Below are 18910 nucleotides of genomic sequence, written 5' to 3'. Positions count from 1 at the left end.
ACGCCGATTGGGGGCATCCCTCCGGCAGAAGCTGAGGCAAACTACTGGAGGCAATTCGCCAACAGCAACACCTCAACAGAGGTGTCAACTTAAATCAACCGGCCTCCTGGAAACCCGGGGCGGTTCAAGCAGCGTCCTGTTCTGCACGACCTGCGTCGCTGGGACCGTGCTTCTGCGCGAGTGGGTCGGGACGCTTGTACGGCTTTGACATGCAAGGCTCCTGAAGGTCGCCGAGAATTGGCGCTGACATCCTAAGTCTTTGATTTTCGGACGAAAACCTCCTGGATCTCTTTCAGGAGGTTATGACAGAGTTAATTCACTCTTGACAGGGATTATTCACAGAACCAACGCCGGGTGCGCTCCCACTTGGTCACTCCACCGTGACACTCTTGGCAAGATTACGGGGCTTGTCGACATCCGTCCCTCGCGCGCAGGCCGTGTGATACGCCAGCAGCTGCAGCGGCACGACGTGCAGGATAGGTGAGAGCGCACCATAGTGCTCGGGCATGCGGATGACGTTCAGCCCTTCAGCGCTCTGGATGTGCGTGTCGGCATCGGCCAGGACGTACAGCACGCCGCCGCGCGCACGCACTTCCTGCATGTTGCTCTTGAGCTTTTCCAGCAGGGCGTCGTTGGGCGCCACGGTCACCACCGGCATGGCGCTGGTCACCAGGGCCAGCGGGCCGTGCTTGAGCTCGCCGGCCGGATAGGCCTCGGCGTGGATGTAGCTGATCTCCTTGAGCTTGAGGGCACCTTCCAGCGCCACCGGGTAGTGCAGGCCACGCCCCAGGAACAGCGCGTTCTCCATGCGGGCGAAATCCTCGGCCCAGCGGATGACCTGGGGTTCCAGGGCCAGCACCGCCTGCAGCGCCACCGGCAGGTGCCGCATGGCCTTGAGGTGGGCGGCCTCCTGCTCATCGGTCAGGCGACCGCGCACCTGGGCCAGCGCCAGCGTCAGCAGGAACAGGCCGGCCAGCTGGGTGGTGAAGGCCTTGGTCGACGCGACACCGATCTCGACACCCGCCCGCGTGATGTAGGCCAGTTCGCACTCGCGCACCATGGCGCTGGTCGCCACGTTGCAGATGGTCAGCGTGTGCGTCATGCCCAGACCCTGGGCGTGGCGCAACGCGGCCAGCGTGTCGGCGGTCTCGCCGCTCTGGCTGATGGTCACCACCAGGGTGCGCGGGTTGGGCACGCTGGTGCGGTAGCGGTATTCGCTGGCCACCTCCACCTGGGTCGGGATGCCGGCGATGTCTTCCAGCCAGTACTTGGCGGTGCATCCGCTGTAGTAGCTGGTGCCGCAGGCCAGGATCAGCACCTGGTCGATGTCCTTGAACACCCGGTAGGCGCCATCACCGAACAGTTCGGGCGTGATGCCCTCCACGCCTTCCAGCGTGTCGCCGATGGCGCGCGGCTGCTCGAAGATTTCCTTTTGCATGTAGTGGCGGTACGGACCGAGCTCGGCCGCGCCGCTGTGCGCCTGCACCGTGCGCACCGGACGCTGCGCGACATCGAGCGAACGGCCATTGCGGTCGGCCACCCAGTAGCGGCCCAGTTGCAGGTCCACCAGATCGCCCTCTTCCAGATAGACGATCTGGTCGGTCACGCCCGCCAGGGCCATGGCGTCGCTGGCCAGGAAGTGTTCACCGTCCTTGCCCACCCCCAGCACCAGCGGTGAACCCGCACGTGCACCCACCACCCGGTGGGGTTCGTCCTTGTGGAAGACCGCCAGGGCGTAGGCGCCGTGCAGCCGCGCCACCGCTGACTGCAGGGCGGCGAAGATGTCGCCTTCGTACAGCGAATCGACCAGATGCGCGATCACCTCGGTGTCGGTCTGGCTCTCGAACACGTAGCCGCGCTGCTGCAGTTCGGCCCGCAACTCGTCGTGGTTCTCGATGATGCCGTTGTGCACCAGCGCCACCCGGCCGGCCGCACCCTGCGCGGGCGAGGGGCCGTGGCTGAAATGCGGGTGAGCGTTGTGCACGGCCGGGGCGCCGTGGGTGGCCCAGCGCGTGTGGGCAATGCCCGTCCCGCTGGCAATGCCGTCGGTCTGCACCTGTTGCGCCAACTCGGCCACCCGGGCGGTGCTACGGGCACGCCTGAGTCCACCGGCATGGACCGCTACCCCACACGAGTCGTACCCGCGGTACTCCAGGCGCTGAAGGCCCTGAACCAGTACCGGCACAACGTCACGACCCGAAACCCCGGCAACGATGCCACACATGGAATGCTCCTTGAATGCTGATGCGGCATCGTAGGCATTCAGGAGAGAAATTTCAGGTCGATTTATTTACTTCAAAGAAATATTGATTCATCATGCTCAGATAATTTAACAATCGTTCATTTTGACCTTGAACACGACCGATCATTTCATTGATGACATCGACCTGAAACTGCTGGACCAGTTGCAGACCGACGCCGCCCGGAGCAACGTCGCCCTGGCCGAGGCGGCCCACGTGTCACCCCCCACCAGCCTGCGCCGGGTCAAGCGGCTGCGCCAACTGGGTCTGATCGAGCGGGAAGTCGCCGTGCTCAGCGCTGACCGGCTGGCACCCTTGATCGGCCATGGACTCACCGCGCTGGTCGAGGTGGTGATGGAACGACAGGACGCCGGGCGGCTGGACGACTTCGAGGCCCGGGCCGTGGCCGAACCGGCGGTACAGCAGTGCTACCGGGTCAGCCCGGGCCCCGACTTCATGCTGGTGATCCACACCCGGGACATGCCCGACTACCTGGCCCTGACACAGCGCCTGTTCACCTCGGACGCCAATGTGCGCAACGTCAAGGCATTCTTCAGTGTGAAGCGCGCCAAGTTCGACCCCCGCCTGCCGCTGCCGTCGCGCATGCCGTCCGTCTGATGGCCCGAACGCTCGCCGGCACGCGATGACCGTTTGTCAGGTGTCTGTAACAAATTCATCAAAGTGCACCCACGCTGTCACCAACCTCTAAAATTCCCTGCCAATTAATACTTTACAACTCAGGAGGTTGCATGCTGACATGGATCGCGGCTTCGGCTGCGGCATTGCTGGTGCTGGGGGGTGGGCTGTTCGTCTGGCGACGGCAGCAAACTCCCACGTCCGGGCGGGATGACCGCTACACGCCCGAACGGCTGCTGACCCCTGAGCAGGTCCAGATGCTGGATTACCTGCACGACACCTTTCCCGGCCAGGTGGTGCTGCCCAACCTGCGCCTGCAGGACATGCTGTCGGTGCGCAAGACCACCAACCGCAAGCGTGCCGAAGAGCGGCTGCAGCAGTTCCGGGTGGACTTTGCGGTGTTCGGCGAAGACGGGCGGCCCATGTTCGCCTTCGACATCGAGCAGTTCCACCTGAGCAATGCCAAGGCCAAGGAGCACATGCTCAAGGTCAAGAACCGCATCCTCAAAACCGCGGGTGTGCGCTTCGTGTTTCTCAAGAACGGCATTCACCGGATGCCGTCGCCGGCGGACTTCCGCCGCCAGCTGAACCTGGCCGAACTGCCACCGCCGCGGGCCGTCGAGGAGCCGCGCGAAAGCGCCCGCCAGCAACTGGAGTCCCAGTTCTCCGAGTTCGAACAGACGCAAAGCCAGACGCACGGCTTCCGCGATTCCGAGGTCATGGGCCTGTCGGGCCTGATGAACCTGAACAACGAAGACATGTTCGAGCAGATGGCGCGGCAGCGCCCGCCCACCGGCCGGCGCCGCGCCTGACCACCCTCAACAGCCGGATCAGTCCTTCTTGGGGGCGACCTTGGTGGGTCGCTTCCAGTCCGCGATGGACGCCTGCCGACCCCGGGCCACCGACAGACTGCCCGGCGGCGTGCTCTTGGTGATGGTGGAGCCGGCACCCACCGTGCCACCGGCGCCGATGGTCACCGGCGCGACCAGCACACAGTTGCTGCCCACATGCACATCGGCCTCGATCACGGTGCGGTGCTTGTTGGCGCCGTCGTAATTGGCGGTGATGCTGCCGGCGCCGTAGTTCACGCGCTCGCCCACCGTCGCGTCACCCAGATAGGCCAGATGGTTGGCCTTGGCGCCATCGGCCAGGGTGCTATTCTTCACCTCGACAAAGTTGCCGATGTGCACTTCGGCCCCGAGGCGGGCGCCCGGACGCAGGCGGGCAAACGGACCGATCAACGAGCCGGCACCTACGCCGACACCCAGTTTCTCACCGTCGATGTGCGTGAATGGGTGGATAACCGCGCCCGCTTGAATCACCGCGTTGGCAATCACGCAGTGGGCGCCGATGCGTACACCGGCGCCCAGCTCGACCCGCCCTTCGAACACGCAGCCCACATCGATCTCGACATCCTGACCACAGATGAGCGTTCCACGCACATCCAGACGCGCCGGATCGGCCAGACGCACTCCCTGGTCCATCAGCTCGTCGGCCACCTGGCGCTGGTAGGCCCGCTCCAGTTCGGCCAGCTGGCGCGGGCTGTTGACCCCCGCCACCTGCACCGCATCGGCGATGCGGCAGGCCTCGACCCTCAGACCATCGGCCACGGCAAATCGCACGACGTCGGTGAGGTAATACTCGCCTTGGGCATTGCGGTTGTCCAGGCGCGCCAGCCACGCCCTGAGCAGGCGCGTGGGCACGGCCATGATGCCGCTGTAGATTTCGCGAATGGCCCGCTGCTCATCGGAGGCGTCCTTGTGCTCGATGATGGCGCTCACGGCACCGTCTTCCGCACGAACGATGCGTCCATAGCCCGTGGGGTCGGGCATGTCCAGCGTCAGAAGCGCCAACCGCTCACCGCCACATTGCGTGATGAGTGCCTGAAGGGTCTCGGCCCGGGTCAGGGGCACATCGCCCGAGAGCACCAGGGTCACGCCATCGTCGGGCAGCAACGGGACGGCCTGCTGCACGGCATGGCCAGTGCCCAGCTGGGGCTCCTGGCGCACGAAGCGCAGATCCAGCGCCTGTCCATCGGCACCCACGGGTGCCTGGAGACCAGCCTCCACCTGATCGGCCCCATGACCGGTGATCACCACCACCGATCGGGCGGATACCCGTGCGGCGGTGTCGAGCACATGCTGTGCCAGTGCACGACCGCCCAGACGGTGCAACACTTTGGGCCTCAGGCTCTTCATCCGGGTGCCTTTGCCCGCCGCCATCACCACCACATCCACCGGGAACGTCATGAACCTCACTCCTGTGGGCGCTGCCGGCCCCTTGTTGACATGGCTGAAGATTATCGCCGCCACGCTGGCGCTGCTGGCGCTGGGTGCCTGCAGCGCCCTGCGCATCGGCTACGGTCAAGCCCCAAATCTCATCTACTGGTGGATCGACGGCTACGCAGACCTGAACGACAGCCAGTCCGCGCAGATCCGGTCGGACATCGACCGTTTCATGGCCTGGCACCGGTCGCAGGAACTGCCCCGCTACGCCGCGCTGCTCAAGCGCTGGCAGGACATGGCCCAGCACAATGTCACCGCCGAGGCCGTGTGCCGCCAGTACGACGATCTGCGGGAGGCCTGGGTCAGGATGGCCGAGCACGCCGGTGCCCCCCTGGCCCGGCTGGCCGTGCAGCTGGATGCGACGCAGATGGCCCACTTCGAGCGTCACCAGCACAAGAGCCATGAGAGTTTTGAGAAGGACTTCCTGCGCGGCTCACCGGAGCAGCGGCTGAACCGGCGCACCGAACGCCTGCTGGACCGCTACGAGACCCTGTACGGGCCGCTCAGCCGCGAGCAGGAAGCGCTGGTTCGCCAGGGCCTGGCCCGCTCGCCTTTTGATCCGCAGCAAACCCAGCAGGAGCGCCTGCGCCTGGCCGCCGAGCTGCGCGACATGATCCGGCAGTGGCAGGCCCTCCCGCCCGGTGCCACACGCCAGACGGTCAAGGAACGCGCCGCCGGCGAATGGCTGGCCCATCGGCTGCCACCAAGACAGGCCACCGACCATCCCACCGCCCGAGTGATCCGGCACGGCTGTGAGGTGTATGCGGCCTTGCACAACAGCACCACACCGGAGCAGCGTGCGCATTCGGTGCGGGTCCTCAGGGACTACGAGACCGACATCCGCTCGCTCGCCGGGCAAGACTGAAGCCGCCGGATCAACCCGTCAGCCCCGCCACACCAGCCAGACCCAGACCACCGCCACGGAAGCCAGGGTGACCGGCAGACCGGTCATGGCATGCCGCTTCCAGTCCAGCACCACGCCCTCCTTGGCGGCCAGATCAGCGACGATCAGGTTGGCGATCGAACCCACCAGCAGCAGGTTGCCAGCGAAGGTGCTGACCAGTGCCAGCAGGATGCCGGACGAAGCCGGATCGGCCCCCAGGTGCGGCAGGAGCAGCATGACGGCGGGCACGTTGGAGACCAGATTGGACAGCAGAACCCCCACCACCAGCAGGGGCCCCGGCTGATCCAGATGCACCCCCTGTGTGCGCAGCCAGGCGACCGCCTCGGCCGCCAGCCCGGTGGTCTCAAAGGCGTGATTCACCACAAACAGGCCGATGAACAACAGGATCAGCGGCCAGTCGACGAAGCCCATCACGTGCGATGAATGCAGCCGGCGGCTCAGCAGCAGGACACCCGCACCCACCAGGGCGGCCACCTCGCGCGGCCAACCGGTGAAGAGGAACACCATCATCAGCACGCCGGCCACCGTCAGGCCCTTGGCGGTCTGCCAGCGATCGAAGACGGGCGCGTCGGCGGCGTCCAGCCGGATGCCGATCGGCCGCTGGAGTTCGACCGCCCCCCGCCGTGCGCCCAGACCGTAAGCCAGCCATGCCCACAGCAGGCACAGGCTGACAATGACCGGCACGGCGGCTGCGCGCAAGTACACCCCGAAATCAAGGCGCAGCACCGAGCCGATCAGCATGTTCTGGGGATTGCCGATCAGCGTGGCAGCGGAGCCGATGTTGGCGGCACAGGCCAGGCCGATCAGAAAGGGCAAAGGATCCAGACCGCGCTGCAGGCACAGGCGCACGACCACCGGGGTCATGGCCAGGCAGATGATGTCGTTGGAGAACACGGCCGACATGGCACCGGCCACGGCAATCAGGGCAGCCAGCAGGCCGGCGCGTGACAGGGGCATGGCACCCACCCGACGCGTGACCTCGGTGTAGAAGCCGCCCAGCCGCATCTGGGCGGCCACCACCATGAAGGCAAACAGCAGCACGATGGTCGGCAGATCGACTGAGCGGGCGGCTTCTTCCAGCGTCATGCCGGTCAACGCGATCACAGCGATCGCACCCAGCAGCGCCACGCCTGAGCGGTCCAGCTTCAGTCGCGGCAGCCCGCCCAGAAACATGCCGAGGTAGACCGTGGCAAAGACCACGACCACACCCCAGTCACGGCCGTCGTGCATCAGGCGGCAGACTGGCAGCGGGCTTTCAGGTGATCCAGCGCCTCCTGCACCTGGTCCACCAGGACCAGACACAGGTCGCCCGGCTGCAAGCGCGAGAGTGCGGTGTCGATCGCCAGGAATTCGCCCTGGATGGTCTCGACATGGCGCGTGCGGGTGGCACCTTCCAGGCCCTGCCGCAGCAACCCGACCACCTCGCCGCTGGCGCGGCCCCGCTGGCAGGCATCCTCGTAGAGGATGACGTCATCAAAGGCCTGCCCCAGGATCTGCGTCTGTTCGCGGATGTCCTCGTCACGCCGGTCGCCGGCACCACTGATGACCACGCTGCGACGCTGGCCGGGCATGGTTTGCACGGCAGCGACCAGGGCACGCATGGCATCCGGGTTGTGGCCATAGTCGGCAATGACCGTGGCGCCCCGGTAGTCCATCAGATTGAAGCGACCGGGCACGGAGCCCACATCGCTGCGAAAGCTCGCCAACCCCTGACGGATCGCGTCCCACGACAGGCCGACACCCCAGGCGCCGGCCAGGGCCGCCATGGCGTTCTCTACCTGGAAACCGATGGTGCCATCGCGGGTGATGGGCACGTCCTTGAGGGGTACCGTCACCCGGGCATCTCCCTCGGCGGCGACGATCTGACCATCCTCGACCCACACCGCGCGATGTCCCTGGGCGCGGTGCGTGGCCAGCACGGGATGCTGGCCGTCGCGGGCAAACATGATGACCTTGCCCGTGCAGACCTCGGCCATGCGCACGCAATGGGGATCGGTGGCGTTGAGCACACCATAGCCTTGCGGCGCCACGTTCTGGATGATCACGCGCTTGAGGACAGCCAGGTCTTCGACCGTGGTGATGTAGTTCAGCCCGAGGTGATCGCCGGCACCGATGTTGGTCACCACCGCCACCTGGCAGCGATCGAACCCCAGGCCCTCACGCAGGATGCCGCCACGCGCCGTCTCGAACACCGCGGCATCGACGTCGGGGTGCAGCAGCACATTGCGGGCACTCTTGGGCCCCGAGCAGTCGCCACTGTCGGTCTGGCGGCCGTTGACATGCACGCCGTCGGTGTTGGTCATGCCCACGCGCAGGCCACTGCAGGCCACTGCAGGCCATGATGTGGGCAATCAGCCGCGCGGTGGTGGTCTTGCCGTTGGTGCCGGTCACGGCCACCACCGGAATGCGGCCGTCGTCGCCCGGCGGATACAGGTGATCGATGATGGCTTCACCCACCGCCCGTCCCTTGCCGAAGGACGGGAAGATGTGCATGCGCAGGCCTGGGGCCGCATTGACCTCGACGATGCCGCCGCTCTGCTCTTCCAGCGGCCGCAGCACGCTCTCGCAGACCACGTCCACACCGCAGACATCCAGACCGATCATGCGCGCGGCCATGACCGCACGGGCCGCCACCTCCGGGTGGACATCGTCGGTCACGTCGGTGGCCGTGCCCCCGGTGGACAGGTTGGCGTTGTTGCGCAGGACCACGCGCTCGCCCTTGGCAGGCACGGTGTCGGGGGTGTGCCCCTGCACCTTCAGGCGCGCCATCGCGATGTCATCAATGCGCATCTTCGTCAGACGTGTGGCATGCCCTTCCCCCCGCAGAGGATCGGCATTGACGATGTCGACCAGTTGACGCACCGTGTGCTCGCCGTCGCCGATGACCTGGGGCGGATCACGGCGGGCGGCCGCCACCAGCCGGTCACCGACGACCAGCATGCGGAAGTCGCTGCCGGGCAGGAATTTCTCGACCATCGGCTGGCCATACTCGGCGGCCACGCGGTAGCCCAGTTCCAGATGCTCACGGTCGACGATATTGACCGTCACGCCCTTGCCCTGGTTGCCATCCAGCGGCTTGACCACCACGGGCAGCCCCAGCTCCATGGCCGCGGCCCAGGCGTCTTCGGCGCTGGAGACCGGGCGTCCCCAGGGCACGGGCACGCCAGCGGCGCGCAACAGCGTCTTGGTCAGGTCCTTGTCCTGGGCAATGCTCTCGGACACGGCACTGGTGCCGTCGACCTCGGCGGCCCAGATGCGCCGCTGACGGGCACCCCAGCCGAACTGCACGAGCGAGCCCTGCGTCAGACGACGGTAGGGGATGCCACGGGCCACGGCGGCGTTCACGATCGACCCGGTGGACGGGCCCAGACGCACATCCTCGTCCAGTTCGCGCAGCGCGGCAATCACGGCATCGACATCGAACGGATCCTTGTCGATGCCGCGGACGACCGCGATGAGACGTTCGGCCGCCTTCAGGGCATCGCGCCCGACCTGCTCTTCGGTGTACTCGACCACCACCTGGTAGGTGCCCTGCTCCACCGTTTCGGTGCAGCGGGAAAAACTGACGGGACAACCCGCCTGCGCCTGCAAGGCCAGCGCCACCAGCTTGAGCACGTGGGCCAGGGAAACATCTTCCTGGGGCCTGCGCCAGGGCTCCAGCTGCGGAAAGCGGGCCCGCAATTCGGCCTCGAAACCGGGCAGGTTGACGATGGAGCGCTCGGCGGGCTCACAGTGAACGATGGCCTCGATAGCCGTCTGGCGTGTCCAGAGGTTGGGACCGCGCAAGGCCCGGATGCGGGAAATGTCCATGGCGCAATGGCTCGAATGAAGGGTGCGGAACTCGGGTGATCGGCGGTGGGTGCTGCGACCGTTGGCTCAGGGGCGGGCCTGGCTGTCGAAGCGCTCCAGGCCGGCGGAAATCAGGGCGGGCGACAGGCCAGCCGCCCAGGCCGCGGCAGCCGCGGCACAGATGGCAGTGGCCTGCTCGTCACCATCCAGGGACGGCATCTGGGCGCGCGCCACGATCTCGCCGCGGTCGCACAGGCAGATGGCCTGCCCATCGCGGCGAACCATGCGGGTACCGGGCATGCCCTCGGGCACGGTGCTGGCGCCATACCAGTAGCACTCGCCATCGCAGTGCGCCGACAGCGCGGCGACCGCCGGGTCGTCGGCGTTGAGCACGCAAGCCCCGTGATCGAGCACCACATCCACCTGGGTGCGCAACACGCGGGGCATGCCGCTGGCGTCCTGGATGTCGTGATCGGACAGGTCTTCCCAGCCGCCCAGGTCGGTAACGACACCCACCAGGCAACGGTCATAGGGCAAGCCCCGGTCCAGCACCAGTCTGGGCGTGCTTTCGACCACCAGGCTGTGGATTTCGCGGTTCATGAGCAGGCGGCGGCACTGCGCCCAGTAGTCATCCCCGACCGGCTCCAGGCGGCGGCGCCCCACGAAGATGCCATCCTGGCTGGCGCGACCGGCAGGCCCCTGACCCAGATCCATCAGGTAGGCAGCTGCCGCGCACACCAGGCGGGTCTGTCGTGTGCCGGCCACCCCGATCAGGGGAATTCGTCCCGGCGATGGGTCGGTGGTGCCGAACAGGTGATCAATGATGGCCTCGCCCACCGGGCGTGGCTGCCCGACCGCGGGCTTGAGGTGCATGAGCAGACCCGGGCCCGCATTGACCTCGACAATCGCGCCGCCCACTTCCTGCAGCGGCCGGCTGATGTCCTCGGTGACCATGTCGATGCCGGCGATGTCCAGGTTGACGATGCGCGCGGCGAGTCCGGCCATGTAGGCGACCTCGGGGTGCACCTCGTCGGTGCAGTCGAAGGCCATGTTGCCGTTGCGCTGCACCAGCACCTTGCGACCGGCTTCGGGCACCGCATCCGGCCCCAGTCCCTGGCGCTCCAGCAGCAGGCACATGGCCGGCTCGCGCTCCAGGCGGATGGTCTCCAGCGGAAACTCCTCGGCCTCACCGCGGCGGGGATCGCTGTTGAGCTGGCTGTCGATCAGGGCACGCACCGTGGAAACGCCGTCGCCGGTGATCCACAGGCTTTCGCCACGACAGGCGGCCACCACCTTGCCGCCCACGACCAGCACCCGGTGCTCGTTGCCACGGATGTAGCGCTCGACCATCACGTCGCTGCCCTCAGCCTCGGCAATGCCGAAAGCACGCTCGATGTCGGCCTGATCGGACAGTTCCAGCGAAACACCACGACCGTGGTTCGCGTCGGACGGCTTGACCACGACGGGCAGTCCGATGTCCTGCGCCGCCTCCCAGGCTTCGGCAGGGCTGTTGACCACCTGCCCCTCCGGCACGGGGACGCCGCACGATTGCAGCAGCGTCTTGGTCAGGTCCTTGTCGCAGGCGATGTTTTCGGCAATCGCGCTGGTCAGGTCAGACTCGGCGGTCCAGATGCGGCGCTGACGGGCACCTTCGCCCAGCTGAACCAGGTTGCCGTCGTTCAGGCGCTGAAAAGGAATGCGCCGCTCGGTGGCGGCATTGACGATGGCCGCGGTCGAGGGACCCAGCCACGTGGAGTCGACCACTTCCCGCAGCTGCACCACGGCCTGCCCGACATCGAAGGGCTCGTTGTTGATCGCGGCTTCCAGCAGGGCATGCCCGTGGCGCAGCGCCGCCTCGGCCGTTTCCTGGTTGCGCGCCCGGAACACCATGCGGTAGACGCCATGCTGCGAGGTGCTGCGCGTCTGGCCGAAGCCCGTGGGCATGCCGGCGCGGTTGAGCAGCTCGATGATGCAGTGCTCCAGCACATGGCCGGCCCAGGTGCCCTCCCGCAGGCGTTGCAGGAAACCGCCATGCTCGCCAACGCCGCAGTGATGGGCCTCCAGTCCTGGCAGCATCGCGAGCAGGCGATCGGTCAGGCCCTCAATGGTGTTGGACGGGCGCTCTTCCAGCTCACCCAGATCCAGCCAGACTTCCATGGCCGAGCGGTAGGTCCAGACATTGGGGCCCCCCAGGAAACGGTGCCGCAGGACGGTCAGGGTGAATCGGTGTGAATGCATAAATCAAGGCGAACAACGCACACTGGCAGGACAAGAAACCCTGCCGCCCAGCGCACCATGAGGCGCACAGGCGCATATTCTGCGCCCAACTTGGGGCTTCCAGACGTTGCCCGCCCAAGAAAACGTGACGGATCGTGGCGCGCCAGCCATGCAGGGATGACGCACAATCTCGCTGTCATGCAGCCCTCCCCTACCTCCCTCCTGCCGCCCGACCTGCCCACCGAGGATGTCGTGGCCAGACTGACCATCGACCTCAATGCCCAGGGCCGCTTCGACGAAGGCCAGTTGCTGCTGACCCGGTCAGCACTTTGGTACTACAACCGGGACGCCGGCTGGCAGCGTCACGATCTTGAACCGGACCTGCAGTTGCTGCACACCGATCAGGCCGGGGTGGCCACCCTGGATCTGGCGGGACCGGAAGGTGTCCGGGCCCGCTGGCGCTTCACGCTGGCGCACACCGCGGCGGCGCTGCGCCTGCAGCGGCAGTTTGTCAGCGTGACGCAGGTCTTGCGCAGTGGCGACGGATGGGCCGACGATGCCCAGACACGTTGCCCCACTTGTGGCGCTGCCCTGCCCCCGGACAGCGACGAATGCGAGGCCTGCGAGCGGCAGCTGTCGCAGCCGCCATCGACCTGGGTGCTGCTGCGCCTGTGGCGCTTTGCCCGCCCCTACCGCTGGCAGCTGCTGGCCGGCTTCCTGCTGACCCTGGCGTCCACCGCCGCCACGCTGGTACCCCCCTACCTGACCATCCCGCTGATGGACGATGTGCTGATTCCGTTCCAGAACGGGCAGCAGATCGATGCAAGCTACGTCATGCTGCTGCTCGGCGGCCTGCTGGGCGCCGGCCTGCTCGCCTGGGGGCTGGGCTGGGCCCGCACCTGGTTGCTGGCGCTGGTGTCCGAGCGCATCGCAGCCGACCTGCGCACCAGCGCCTTCGAACACCTGCTGGGTCTGTCGCTGGATTATTTCGGCGCCAAACGCACCGGCGACCTGATCGCGCGCATCGGCTCCGAAACCGACCGGCTGTCGGTGTTCCTGTCGCTGCACGCGCTCGATTTCGCCACCGACGTGCTGATGCTGGGCATGACCACGGTCATCCTGTTCTCGATCAACCCCTGGCTGGCGCTGGTGACGCTGCTGCCGCTGCCGCTGATCGCCTGGATGATCCACCTGGTGCGTGATCGCCTGCGCACCGGCTTCGAAAAGATCGACCGGGTGTGGGGTGACGTGACCAACGTGCTGGCCGACACCATCCCCGGCATCCGGGTGGTCAAGGCGTTTGCGCAGGAACGCCGGGAAGCCACCCGGTTCCGTGAGGCGAACCAGCTCAACCTGGCCGTCAACGACCGCATCAACAAGACCTGGAGCCTGTTCACCCCCACCGTCACCCTGCTGACCGATGTGGGCCTGCTGGTGGTCTGGGCCTTTGGCATCTGGCAGATCAGCAAGGGCGACATCACCGTGGGTGTGCTGACCGCCTTCATTGCCTACATCGGCCGCTTTTACGGCCGGCTCGATTCGATGAGCCGCATCGTGTCGGTCACCCAGAAGGCCGCCGCCGGTGCCAAGCGGATCTTCGACATCCTGGACCACGTCTCCAACGTGCCCGAACCCACCGACCCGGTGCGCGATCCGGTGGTGCGTGGCGGCGTGACCATCGAGAACATTGCCTTCCGCTACGGCAACCGCGCAATCATCAAGGGACTGAGCCTGGACATCCGGCCTGGCGAAATGATCGGCCTGGTCGGCCACAGCGGCTCGGGCAAGAGCACACTGGTCAATCTGATCTGCCGCTTCTACGACGTCACCGACGGCCGCATCCTGCTGGACGGCACCGACGTGCGGCGTTTCCGGGTCGCCGACTACCGGCAGCACATCGGGCTGGTGTTGCAGGAACCTTTCCTGTTCTTCGGCACCGTCGCCGAAAACATCGCCTACGGCAAGCCTGGCGCCACCCGCGAGGAAATCGTGGCAGCGGCGCGCGCGGCCCATGCGCACGACTTCATCCTGCGCCTGCCCCAGGGCTATGACTCGCTGGTGGGCGAACGGGGCCAGGGCCTGTCGGGCGGCGAACGCCAGCGCATCAGCATTGCCCGCGCGCTGCTGATCGACCCGAAGATCCTCATCCTGGACGAAGCCACTTCGGCCGTGGACACCGAGACGGAAAAGGAGATCCAGAAAGCCCTGGACAACCTGGTGCAGGGACGCACCACGATCGCGATTGCCCACCGCCTGTCCACCCTGCGCAAGGCCGACCGGCTGGTGGTCATGGACCGGGGCGAAGTGGTCGAGGTCGGCCCGCACGAGGACTTGATGGCGCGGCAGGGCCACTACTGGCGCCTGTATGAAGCCCAGGCCCGCCACGCGGCCGCCGAGGACGCCGAACACGATGCCAATGTGCTGGCGCACCGCTTGCCACAGCCCTCCGCCCACACGACAGGAGTCAGCGCATGAGCCCGAGCACCTCTTTCGATCTTCAGCGCAATGCCTTCGGCCGCTGGGTGTTCACCCCCGCCGGTGGCACCGCGGTGGAGAACGTGCAGGTTGTCTGTTCGTTTCCCCTGACCGCCCCGCAGGAAGCGATCTCCATCGTCGGCCCGGACGGACACGAGTGCGCCTTCATTGCCCACCTGGACCAGTTGGGTGAGCCGCAGAGAAAGGCGGTGACCGCAGCCATCGAGGAGCGCAATTTTTCGCCGGTCATCGAGCGCATCCGTGCGGTGTCGACCTTTGCCACCCCCAGCACCTGGCAGGTGGACACCGACCGGGGGCCGACGGAACTGGTTCTCAAGGGTGAAGAAGACATCCGCCGCCTGCCCGGGACCCGGCGCCTTCTGGTGACAGGCGGGCATGGGGTGGTCTTCGAGATCCGGGACAGCAGCCAGCTGGACCGGGCGTCGCGCCGCCTGCTCGAACGCTTCCTGTGAAGCGGCTGGCAATGGCCGTCGGCACTTGCTATAGTGAAACGGTCTGAAGAACAACCAACGACGACAGGGGAAACACATGATCGCCCACCGATTGAGCCGCTGGCTGTTGGCCGGCCTTGCCAGTTTGACACTCGTGGCCTGCATCCCGATTCCGGTGATTTCGGTGTCGCCATCGCCCGTCATCGCCGGCGAGGAAGTCAGCTTTGACGCCTCCGAAACCATGATCTCCAACGTGCCGGAGGACAACGTGGCCGTGTCCTACGACTGGGATTTCGGGGACGGCAACAGCGGTGACGGCAAGACCGTCACCCACACCTACGAAAAGGCCGGAACGTACAAGGTGACCCTGACCGTGGTGGACAGCGCCGGCCGCGAAGGCCGGGCCACCGAGGAAGTCGACGTCAAGGTGGCGGACAGCACCTCGTCCACCGCAGACAGCGAGGACGAAGAGAACAGCAGCACCGACTGATCTCCCGAAGCTCATCGCCGAGCCCGATGCAAAAAGACCCGCCAAGGCGGGTCTTTTTGCCGATGGAAGCGCTGCAGAACGCTCAGTTCTGAAGCGAGGCCCACATCTCCTTGTCGCGTTCGGCCGTCCAGATGCGCGGGTTCTTGATGCCGCTGGCCTCGTCGTAGGCACGGCTGACGTCGAACGGCAGGCAGTGCTCGTAAATGAACACATGGCCGAAGACCGGGTCCATGCTCTTGCGGGTGTGGGCCATCGCGGCCTTGAGGTCCATGCCGGCGGCCACAGCTTCCTTGCCTGCCTGGAACAGGGTGGTCACCCACCGCTGGGTGTAGTCCAGCGCCTTGTTGACGTCGGCATTGCCCTTCATGGCTTCACCACGGCCGGGCACGATGAACTCGGCCTTGAGCTCGCGCAGCGCTTCCAGGGTGGCGGGCCACTCTTCCAGCTGGGCATCACCGGTGTAGACGCCGGCTTCGTACTCGACCAGGTCACCGCTGAACAGCACCTTCTCGTCCTCGACCCAGGCGATGGTGTCGCCGCGGGTATGACCGGCGCCCGGGTGCCAGATCTGCACTTTCACGCCACCCAGATCCACTTCCAGCGTTCCCTGGCGGCCCGGCTTGCCGTCACCGATGACCATGGTCGGCCAGGTCAGGCCCGGCACCGAATCGGCACCGCGGAACAGGCGCGGGAAGCGCTCCATCTCGCTCTTCATGTCCTGGGCACCGCGCTCGACGATCAGCTCGTAGGTGCCACGGCTGGCGATGATTTCGGTGGCACCCTCCGCCACGTAGGCACTGGCACCCAGCACGCGCACCGCGTGGTAATGCGTCAGCAGGACGTACTTGATCGGTTTGTCGGAGACGGTGCGGATCTTGGCGATCAGGTCGCGCGCCATGGCCGGCGTGGCCGTGGCGTCGCTGACCATGATGTACTGGCCACCAATGATCACGCCCGAGTTCGGGTCGCCCTCGGCGGTGTAGGCCCAGCAGTGGGCGCTGAGCTGTTCGAAGGTGATCTTCTTGTCTTCCAGGTCGGCCTGGGAGGCAAAGGCTTTGCTCATGGTGGTCTCCGTGGGGGTGTCAGGACAGTTCTTGAATTTTACCTAATCGAAACCGATTTCACATCAGTAAATGACAGATTCCCGATGACCGGGGAGGTCATGCCCGGGACAGGCCATGCTCCAGCACCTGTACCACCTCGTCGGCAAAGGCGCTGTAACTCATGGTGCCACCCGGCCGCAACCAGGTGAAGGTCCAGTTGATCATGCCGAACAGCATCATGGTCAGCGCCGTCTGGTTCGCCGGGGTCACCCGGTCGGGATAGGCCCGCTTGAGAAACCGGGTGAACGCCGCCACCACGTCGCGCTGGCGGTTGAGGATGAGTTCACGCTGCCCATCCCCCAGAAACTTGGTGTCAGAAACCAGCGCCACATGGCGCGTGGCGCTGCTTTCGTACTCGGTCAGGAACGCCCTTACCAGCTCGTTGAGGGCTTCGCGCTCACTCAGGTTCTTGCGCTGGGCGCGCGCCTCGGCCTCACCGATCAGTGCCAGCAGCCGCTGGGTGTAACGATCGAGCAGGTCGAACAGGATGGCGTCCTTGCTCTCGTAGTAGTGATAGAGCCGGGCCTTGCTGGTGCCACAGGCCGTGGCGATGTCGTTCATGCTGGCGGCAGGAAAGCTCTGGCGGGCAAAGCACTGCGCCGCCACATCGAGGATCTGGTCGCGCTTGAGGTCGTGGGAGGCGGAGCGGGGTCTGGCCATGACCGATTCTCCCATCCCCGCGCCCTGGCGCCACATCAGGAACGCATGGATTCCAGTGGGGTGAGCACCCGGCCACGCCCGGCCACCAGATACTCGCTGTAGCCCAGCAGGCCACGCAACACACGCACCAGCGCCACGGCAGCCTGTCCCAGCGCAAGCACCAGCTCACGAGAGGGTGTGACCACTTCCCGGCGGAAGCGGCTCGCAGCAGCCGGGTTCACCGCCAGATCGGTCCAGTCAAACAACACCGGGCCATCGGTCCCCTGTGACTGCAGACTCTCCATGACCACCCTGGCCCCGGCTGGCACAAGCAGCGCCTCCCCCTCCCGCAGGAAACAGTCGCCAGAGGCATCGGGCATGCCGTGGTCAGTCTCCCCCAGGGTGACCCAGACGCCACCACGGCGCAGGCGCAACACGGCATCTGCTTTCGGCTTCAGACTCAAGGCGCTGCCGGGGAGCAGACGCCACGCTCCGGCCACGGTGCAGAGTTCAACTTGATGAGCGAGGGACATGGTGCTCTCCTAGGGTTTCCGACGAGCAGTCATCTTCCCGCCGGTCGCCTCCCACGTCCAATGAAAAGGCGCTAAGCTATTGATTCGATCCAAGCATCAATCCACTGCCCGGGAATAGTCTGATCCATGGCCCTCGGTACCAGCCACCCTCGCTCCCGACCGATCTCGGTCGGCCACTTGCGCGCCTTTGAAGCGGTGGCCCGCCTCCTGAATTTCCGCGCTGCCGCAGAGGAGCTTTCCCTCACCCAGAGCGCTGTCAGCCGGCAGATCCAGGCGCTGGAAGACGAGGTCGGGTCGGTCCTGTTCCTGCGACACACCCGTGCCGTCGAGCTCACCAGCGCCGGATCGATGCTGCTGCGCGCCGTCAGCGCCTCGCTGGACCGGATTGATGCGGCTGTGCGAATGATCCGCCAGAGCGCGGGGCGCCGCAGCGTGGCGGTGACGACCTCGGCCTCGTTTGCCTCGATGTGGCTCATTCCGCGGCTGGAGGCCTTTCAGCGAGCGCATCCCGACATCGACATCCGCATCGACGCGTCCGATGTGGCCGTGGACCTGGGCACGGCCGATGTGGACCTGGCCTTGCGCTACGCGGTGCCTCAGGCGGTACCAGCCCAGGCCATCCGGCTCTTTGGCGAACAGCTGACACCGGTGGCCAGTCCGTGGCTGCTGCGCTCGCGCCCCATCAACCGCATCGAGGACCTGGCCGACTGCACGCTGATCGAGGCAGGCGATGCCCACCGCACACGCCACCTGGAATGGCTGACCTGGCAGCGCTGGCTTGACACGCATGCAGGCGCCGCCCGCGTCCGACCGGGCGCCCGGGCCGGGCGTGAGCGCCTCAGCCCCAAACGCTGGCTGTACTTCAACTATGCCCACCAGATCGTGCAGGCCACGCTGACGGGACAAGGCGTGGCCCTGGCCCGGCTGCCCCTGGTGGCCGAGAGCCTGGCCAGCGGCGATCTGGTCGAACCGCTGCCCGGGATGCGACTGGACTCGCCCCTGGTCTACTGGCTGGTGACCGCGCCCCGGGGCACGCAACGGCCGGAGGTCAAGGCCTTCTGCGACTGGCTGCTCGCCGAGGCGGCCCGCACGCGGGAAGCCATCGGCGAAGTGCCCGACCCGGATACGGTGGACCACATCGACTGAG

The 18910-nt window shown here is 66.4% G+C and carries 14 protein-coding genes and 1 pseudogene; 7 read left to right on the top strand and 8 right to left on the bottom strand.

Features of this window, described 5'->3' with window-relative positions; all coding sequences use genetic code 11:
* Nucleotides 1–370 precede the first annotated feature (370 nt).
* Nucleotides 371–2224: a glutamine--fructose-6-phosphate transaminase (isomerizing) gene (gene glmS / locus ACFQNJ_RS11245; RefSeq protein WP_382257206.1), complete on the bottom strand. Its 1854-nt coding sequence runs from the start codon at nucleotides 2222–2224 to the stop codon at nucleotides 371–373.
* Nucleotides 2225–2351: 127 nt separating this feature from the next.
* On the opposite strand from glmS, the gene ACFQNJ_RS11240 reads away from it, so the two are divergent.
* Together ACFQNJ_RS11240 and ACFQNJ_RS11235 are read left to right on the top strand one after the other, a co-directional pair.
* Nucleotides 2352–2858 (top strand): Lrp/AsnC family transcriptional regulator, encoded by a 507-nt coding sequence (locus tag ACFQNJ_RS11240; protein ID WP_382257203.1) that lies wholly within the window; start codon nucleotides 2352–2354, stop codon nucleotides 2856–2858.
* Between the two features lie 131 nt (nucleotides 2859–2989).
* Nucleotides 2990–3688, top strand: a complete 699-nt coding sequence (locus ACFQNJ_RS11235; protein ID WP_382257200.1) for a DUF2726 domain-containing protein — start codon at nucleotides 2990–2992, stop codon at nucleotides 3686–3688.
* 18 nt (nucleotides 3689–3706) lie between these two features.
* On the opposite strand, the gene glmU is transcribed toward ACFQNJ_RS11235, so the two are convergent.
* On the bottom strand, nucleotides 3707–5125 hold the full coding sequence (gene glmU / locus ACFQNJ_RS11230; protein WP_382257197.1) for a bifunctional UDP-N-acetylglucosamine diphosphorylase/glucosamine-1-phosphate N-acetyltransferase GlmU: 1419 nt from the start codon (nucleotides 5123–5125) through the stop codon (nucleotides 3707–3709).
* On the opposite strand from glmU, the gene ACFQNJ_RS11225 reads away from it, so the two are divergent.
* The gene (locus ACFQNJ_RS11225; protein ID WP_382257194.1) at nucleotides 5124–6026 is read left to right on the top strand and encodes a DUF6279 family lipoprotein; all 903 of its coding nucleotides are present in this window, start codon (nucleotides 5124–5126) and stop codon (nucleotides 6024–6026) included. The two genes, glmU and ACFQNJ_RS11225, sit on opposite strands and share 2 nt — an antisense overlap.
* 18 nt (nucleotides 6027–6044) lie before the next feature.
* Here ACFQNJ_RS11225 and ACFQNJ_RS11220 read toward each other — a convergent pair whose 3' ends face one another.
* The 3 genes and pseudogenes from ACFQNJ_RS11220 to ACFQNJ_RS11210 all read right to left on the bottom strand — a co-directional run bounded on the left by ACFQNJ_RS11220 (nucleotide 6045) and on the right by ACFQNJ_RS11210 (nucleotide 12092).
* Nucleotides 6045–7295: an anion transporter gene (locus tag ACFQNJ_RS11220; protein WP_382257191.1), complete on the bottom strand. Its 1251-nt coding sequence runs from the start codon at nucleotides 7293–7295 to the stop codon at nucleotides 6045–6047.
* Nucleotides 7295–9875: pseudogene (gene cphA, locus ACFQNJ_RS11215) on the bottom strand (cyanophycin synthetase). Before cphA ends, ACFQNJ_RS11220 begins: the two are co-directional and overlap by 1 nt.
* Nucleotides 9876–9941: 66 nt before the next feature.
* Complete coding sequence (locus ACFQNJ_RS11210; RefSeq protein ID WP_374640194.1) at nucleotides 9942–12092, bottom strand: cyanophycin synthetase; 2151 nt, start codon at nucleotides 12090–12092, stop codon at nucleotides 9942–9944.
* 156 nt (nucleotides 12093–12248) lie between these two features.
* Here ACFQNJ_RS11210 and ACFQNJ_RS11205 point away from each other — a divergent pair, with 156 nt between their 5' ends.
* From ACFQNJ_RS11205 to ACFQNJ_RS11195, 3 genes are all read left to right on the top strand, one after another.
* Nucleotides 12249–14546: a cyanophycin metabolism-associated ABC transporter gene (locus tag ACFQNJ_RS11205; protein ID WP_465262225.1), complete on the top strand. Its 2298-nt coding sequence runs from the start codon at nucleotides 12249–12251 to the stop codon at nucleotides 14544–14546.
* Complete coding sequence (locus tag ACFQNJ_RS11200; protein ID WP_374640196.1) at nucleotides 14543–15019, top strand: cyanophycin metabolism-associated DUF1854 family protein; 477 nt, start codon at nucleotides 14543–14545, stop codon at nucleotides 15017–15019. Before ACFQNJ_RS11205 ends, ACFQNJ_RS11200 begins: the two co-directional genes overlap by 4 nt.
* Before the next feature lie 76 nt (nucleotides 15020–15095).
* Nucleotides 15096–15488 carry a PKD domain-containing protein gene (locus ACFQNJ_RS11195; RefSeq protein WP_374640198.1) on the top strand — a complete coding sequence of 131 codons (393 nt, stop codon included), beginning with the start codon at nucleotides 15096–15098 and terminating at the stop codon, nucleotides 15486–15488.
* A gap of 82 nt (nucleotides 15489–15570) precedes the next feature.
* Here the strand turns inward: ACFQNJ_RS11195 and ACFQNJ_RS11190 are convergent, their stop codons facing one another.
* From ACFQNJ_RS11190 to ACFQNJ_RS11180, 3 genes are all read right to left on the bottom strand, one after another.
* The gene (locus ACFQNJ_RS11190; RefSeq protein ID WP_382257184.1) at nucleotides 15571–16551 is read right to left on the bottom strand and encodes an MBL fold metallo-hydrolase; all 981 of its coding nucleotides are present in this window, start codon (nucleotides 16549–16551) and stop codon (nucleotides 15571–15573) included.
* Nucleotides 16552–16648: 97 nt separating this feature from the next.
* Nucleotides 16649–17251: a TetR/AcrR family transcriptional regulator gene (locus ACFQNJ_RS11185; protein WP_374640200.1), complete on the bottom strand. Its 603-nt coding sequence runs from the start codon at nucleotides 17249–17251 to the stop codon at nucleotides 16649–16651.
* 35 nt (nucleotides 17252–17286) lie between these two features.
* Nucleotides 17287–17763 (bottom strand): DUF2917 domain-containing protein, encoded by a 477-nt coding sequence (locus tag ACFQNJ_RS11180; RefSeq protein WP_382257181.1) that lies wholly within the window; start codon nucleotides 17761–17763, stop codon nucleotides 17287–17289.
* Nucleotides 17764–17889: 126 nt separating this feature from the next.
* Here ACFQNJ_RS11180 and ACFQNJ_RS11175 point away from each other — a divergent pair, with 126 nt between their 5' ends.
* On the top strand, nucleotides 17890–18909 hold the full coding sequence (locus ACFQNJ_RS11175; RefSeq protein WP_382257178.1) for a LysR substrate-binding domain-containing protein: 1020 nt from the start codon (nucleotides 17890–17892) through the stop codon (nucleotides 18907–18909).
* Nucleotide 18910: the final 1 nt, after the last annotated feature.

It is taken from the genome of Hydrogenophaga bisanensis (genome assembly GCF_042665135.1).
GTDB classification, from domain to species: domain Bacteria; phylum Pseudomonadota; class Gammaproteobacteria; order Burkholderiales; family Burkholderiaceae_C; genus Hydrogenophaga; species Hydrogenophaga bisanensis.
Note: the sequence above shows the minus strand (reverse complement) of the source record. Positions and strands in the feature narration are given on the sequence as shown.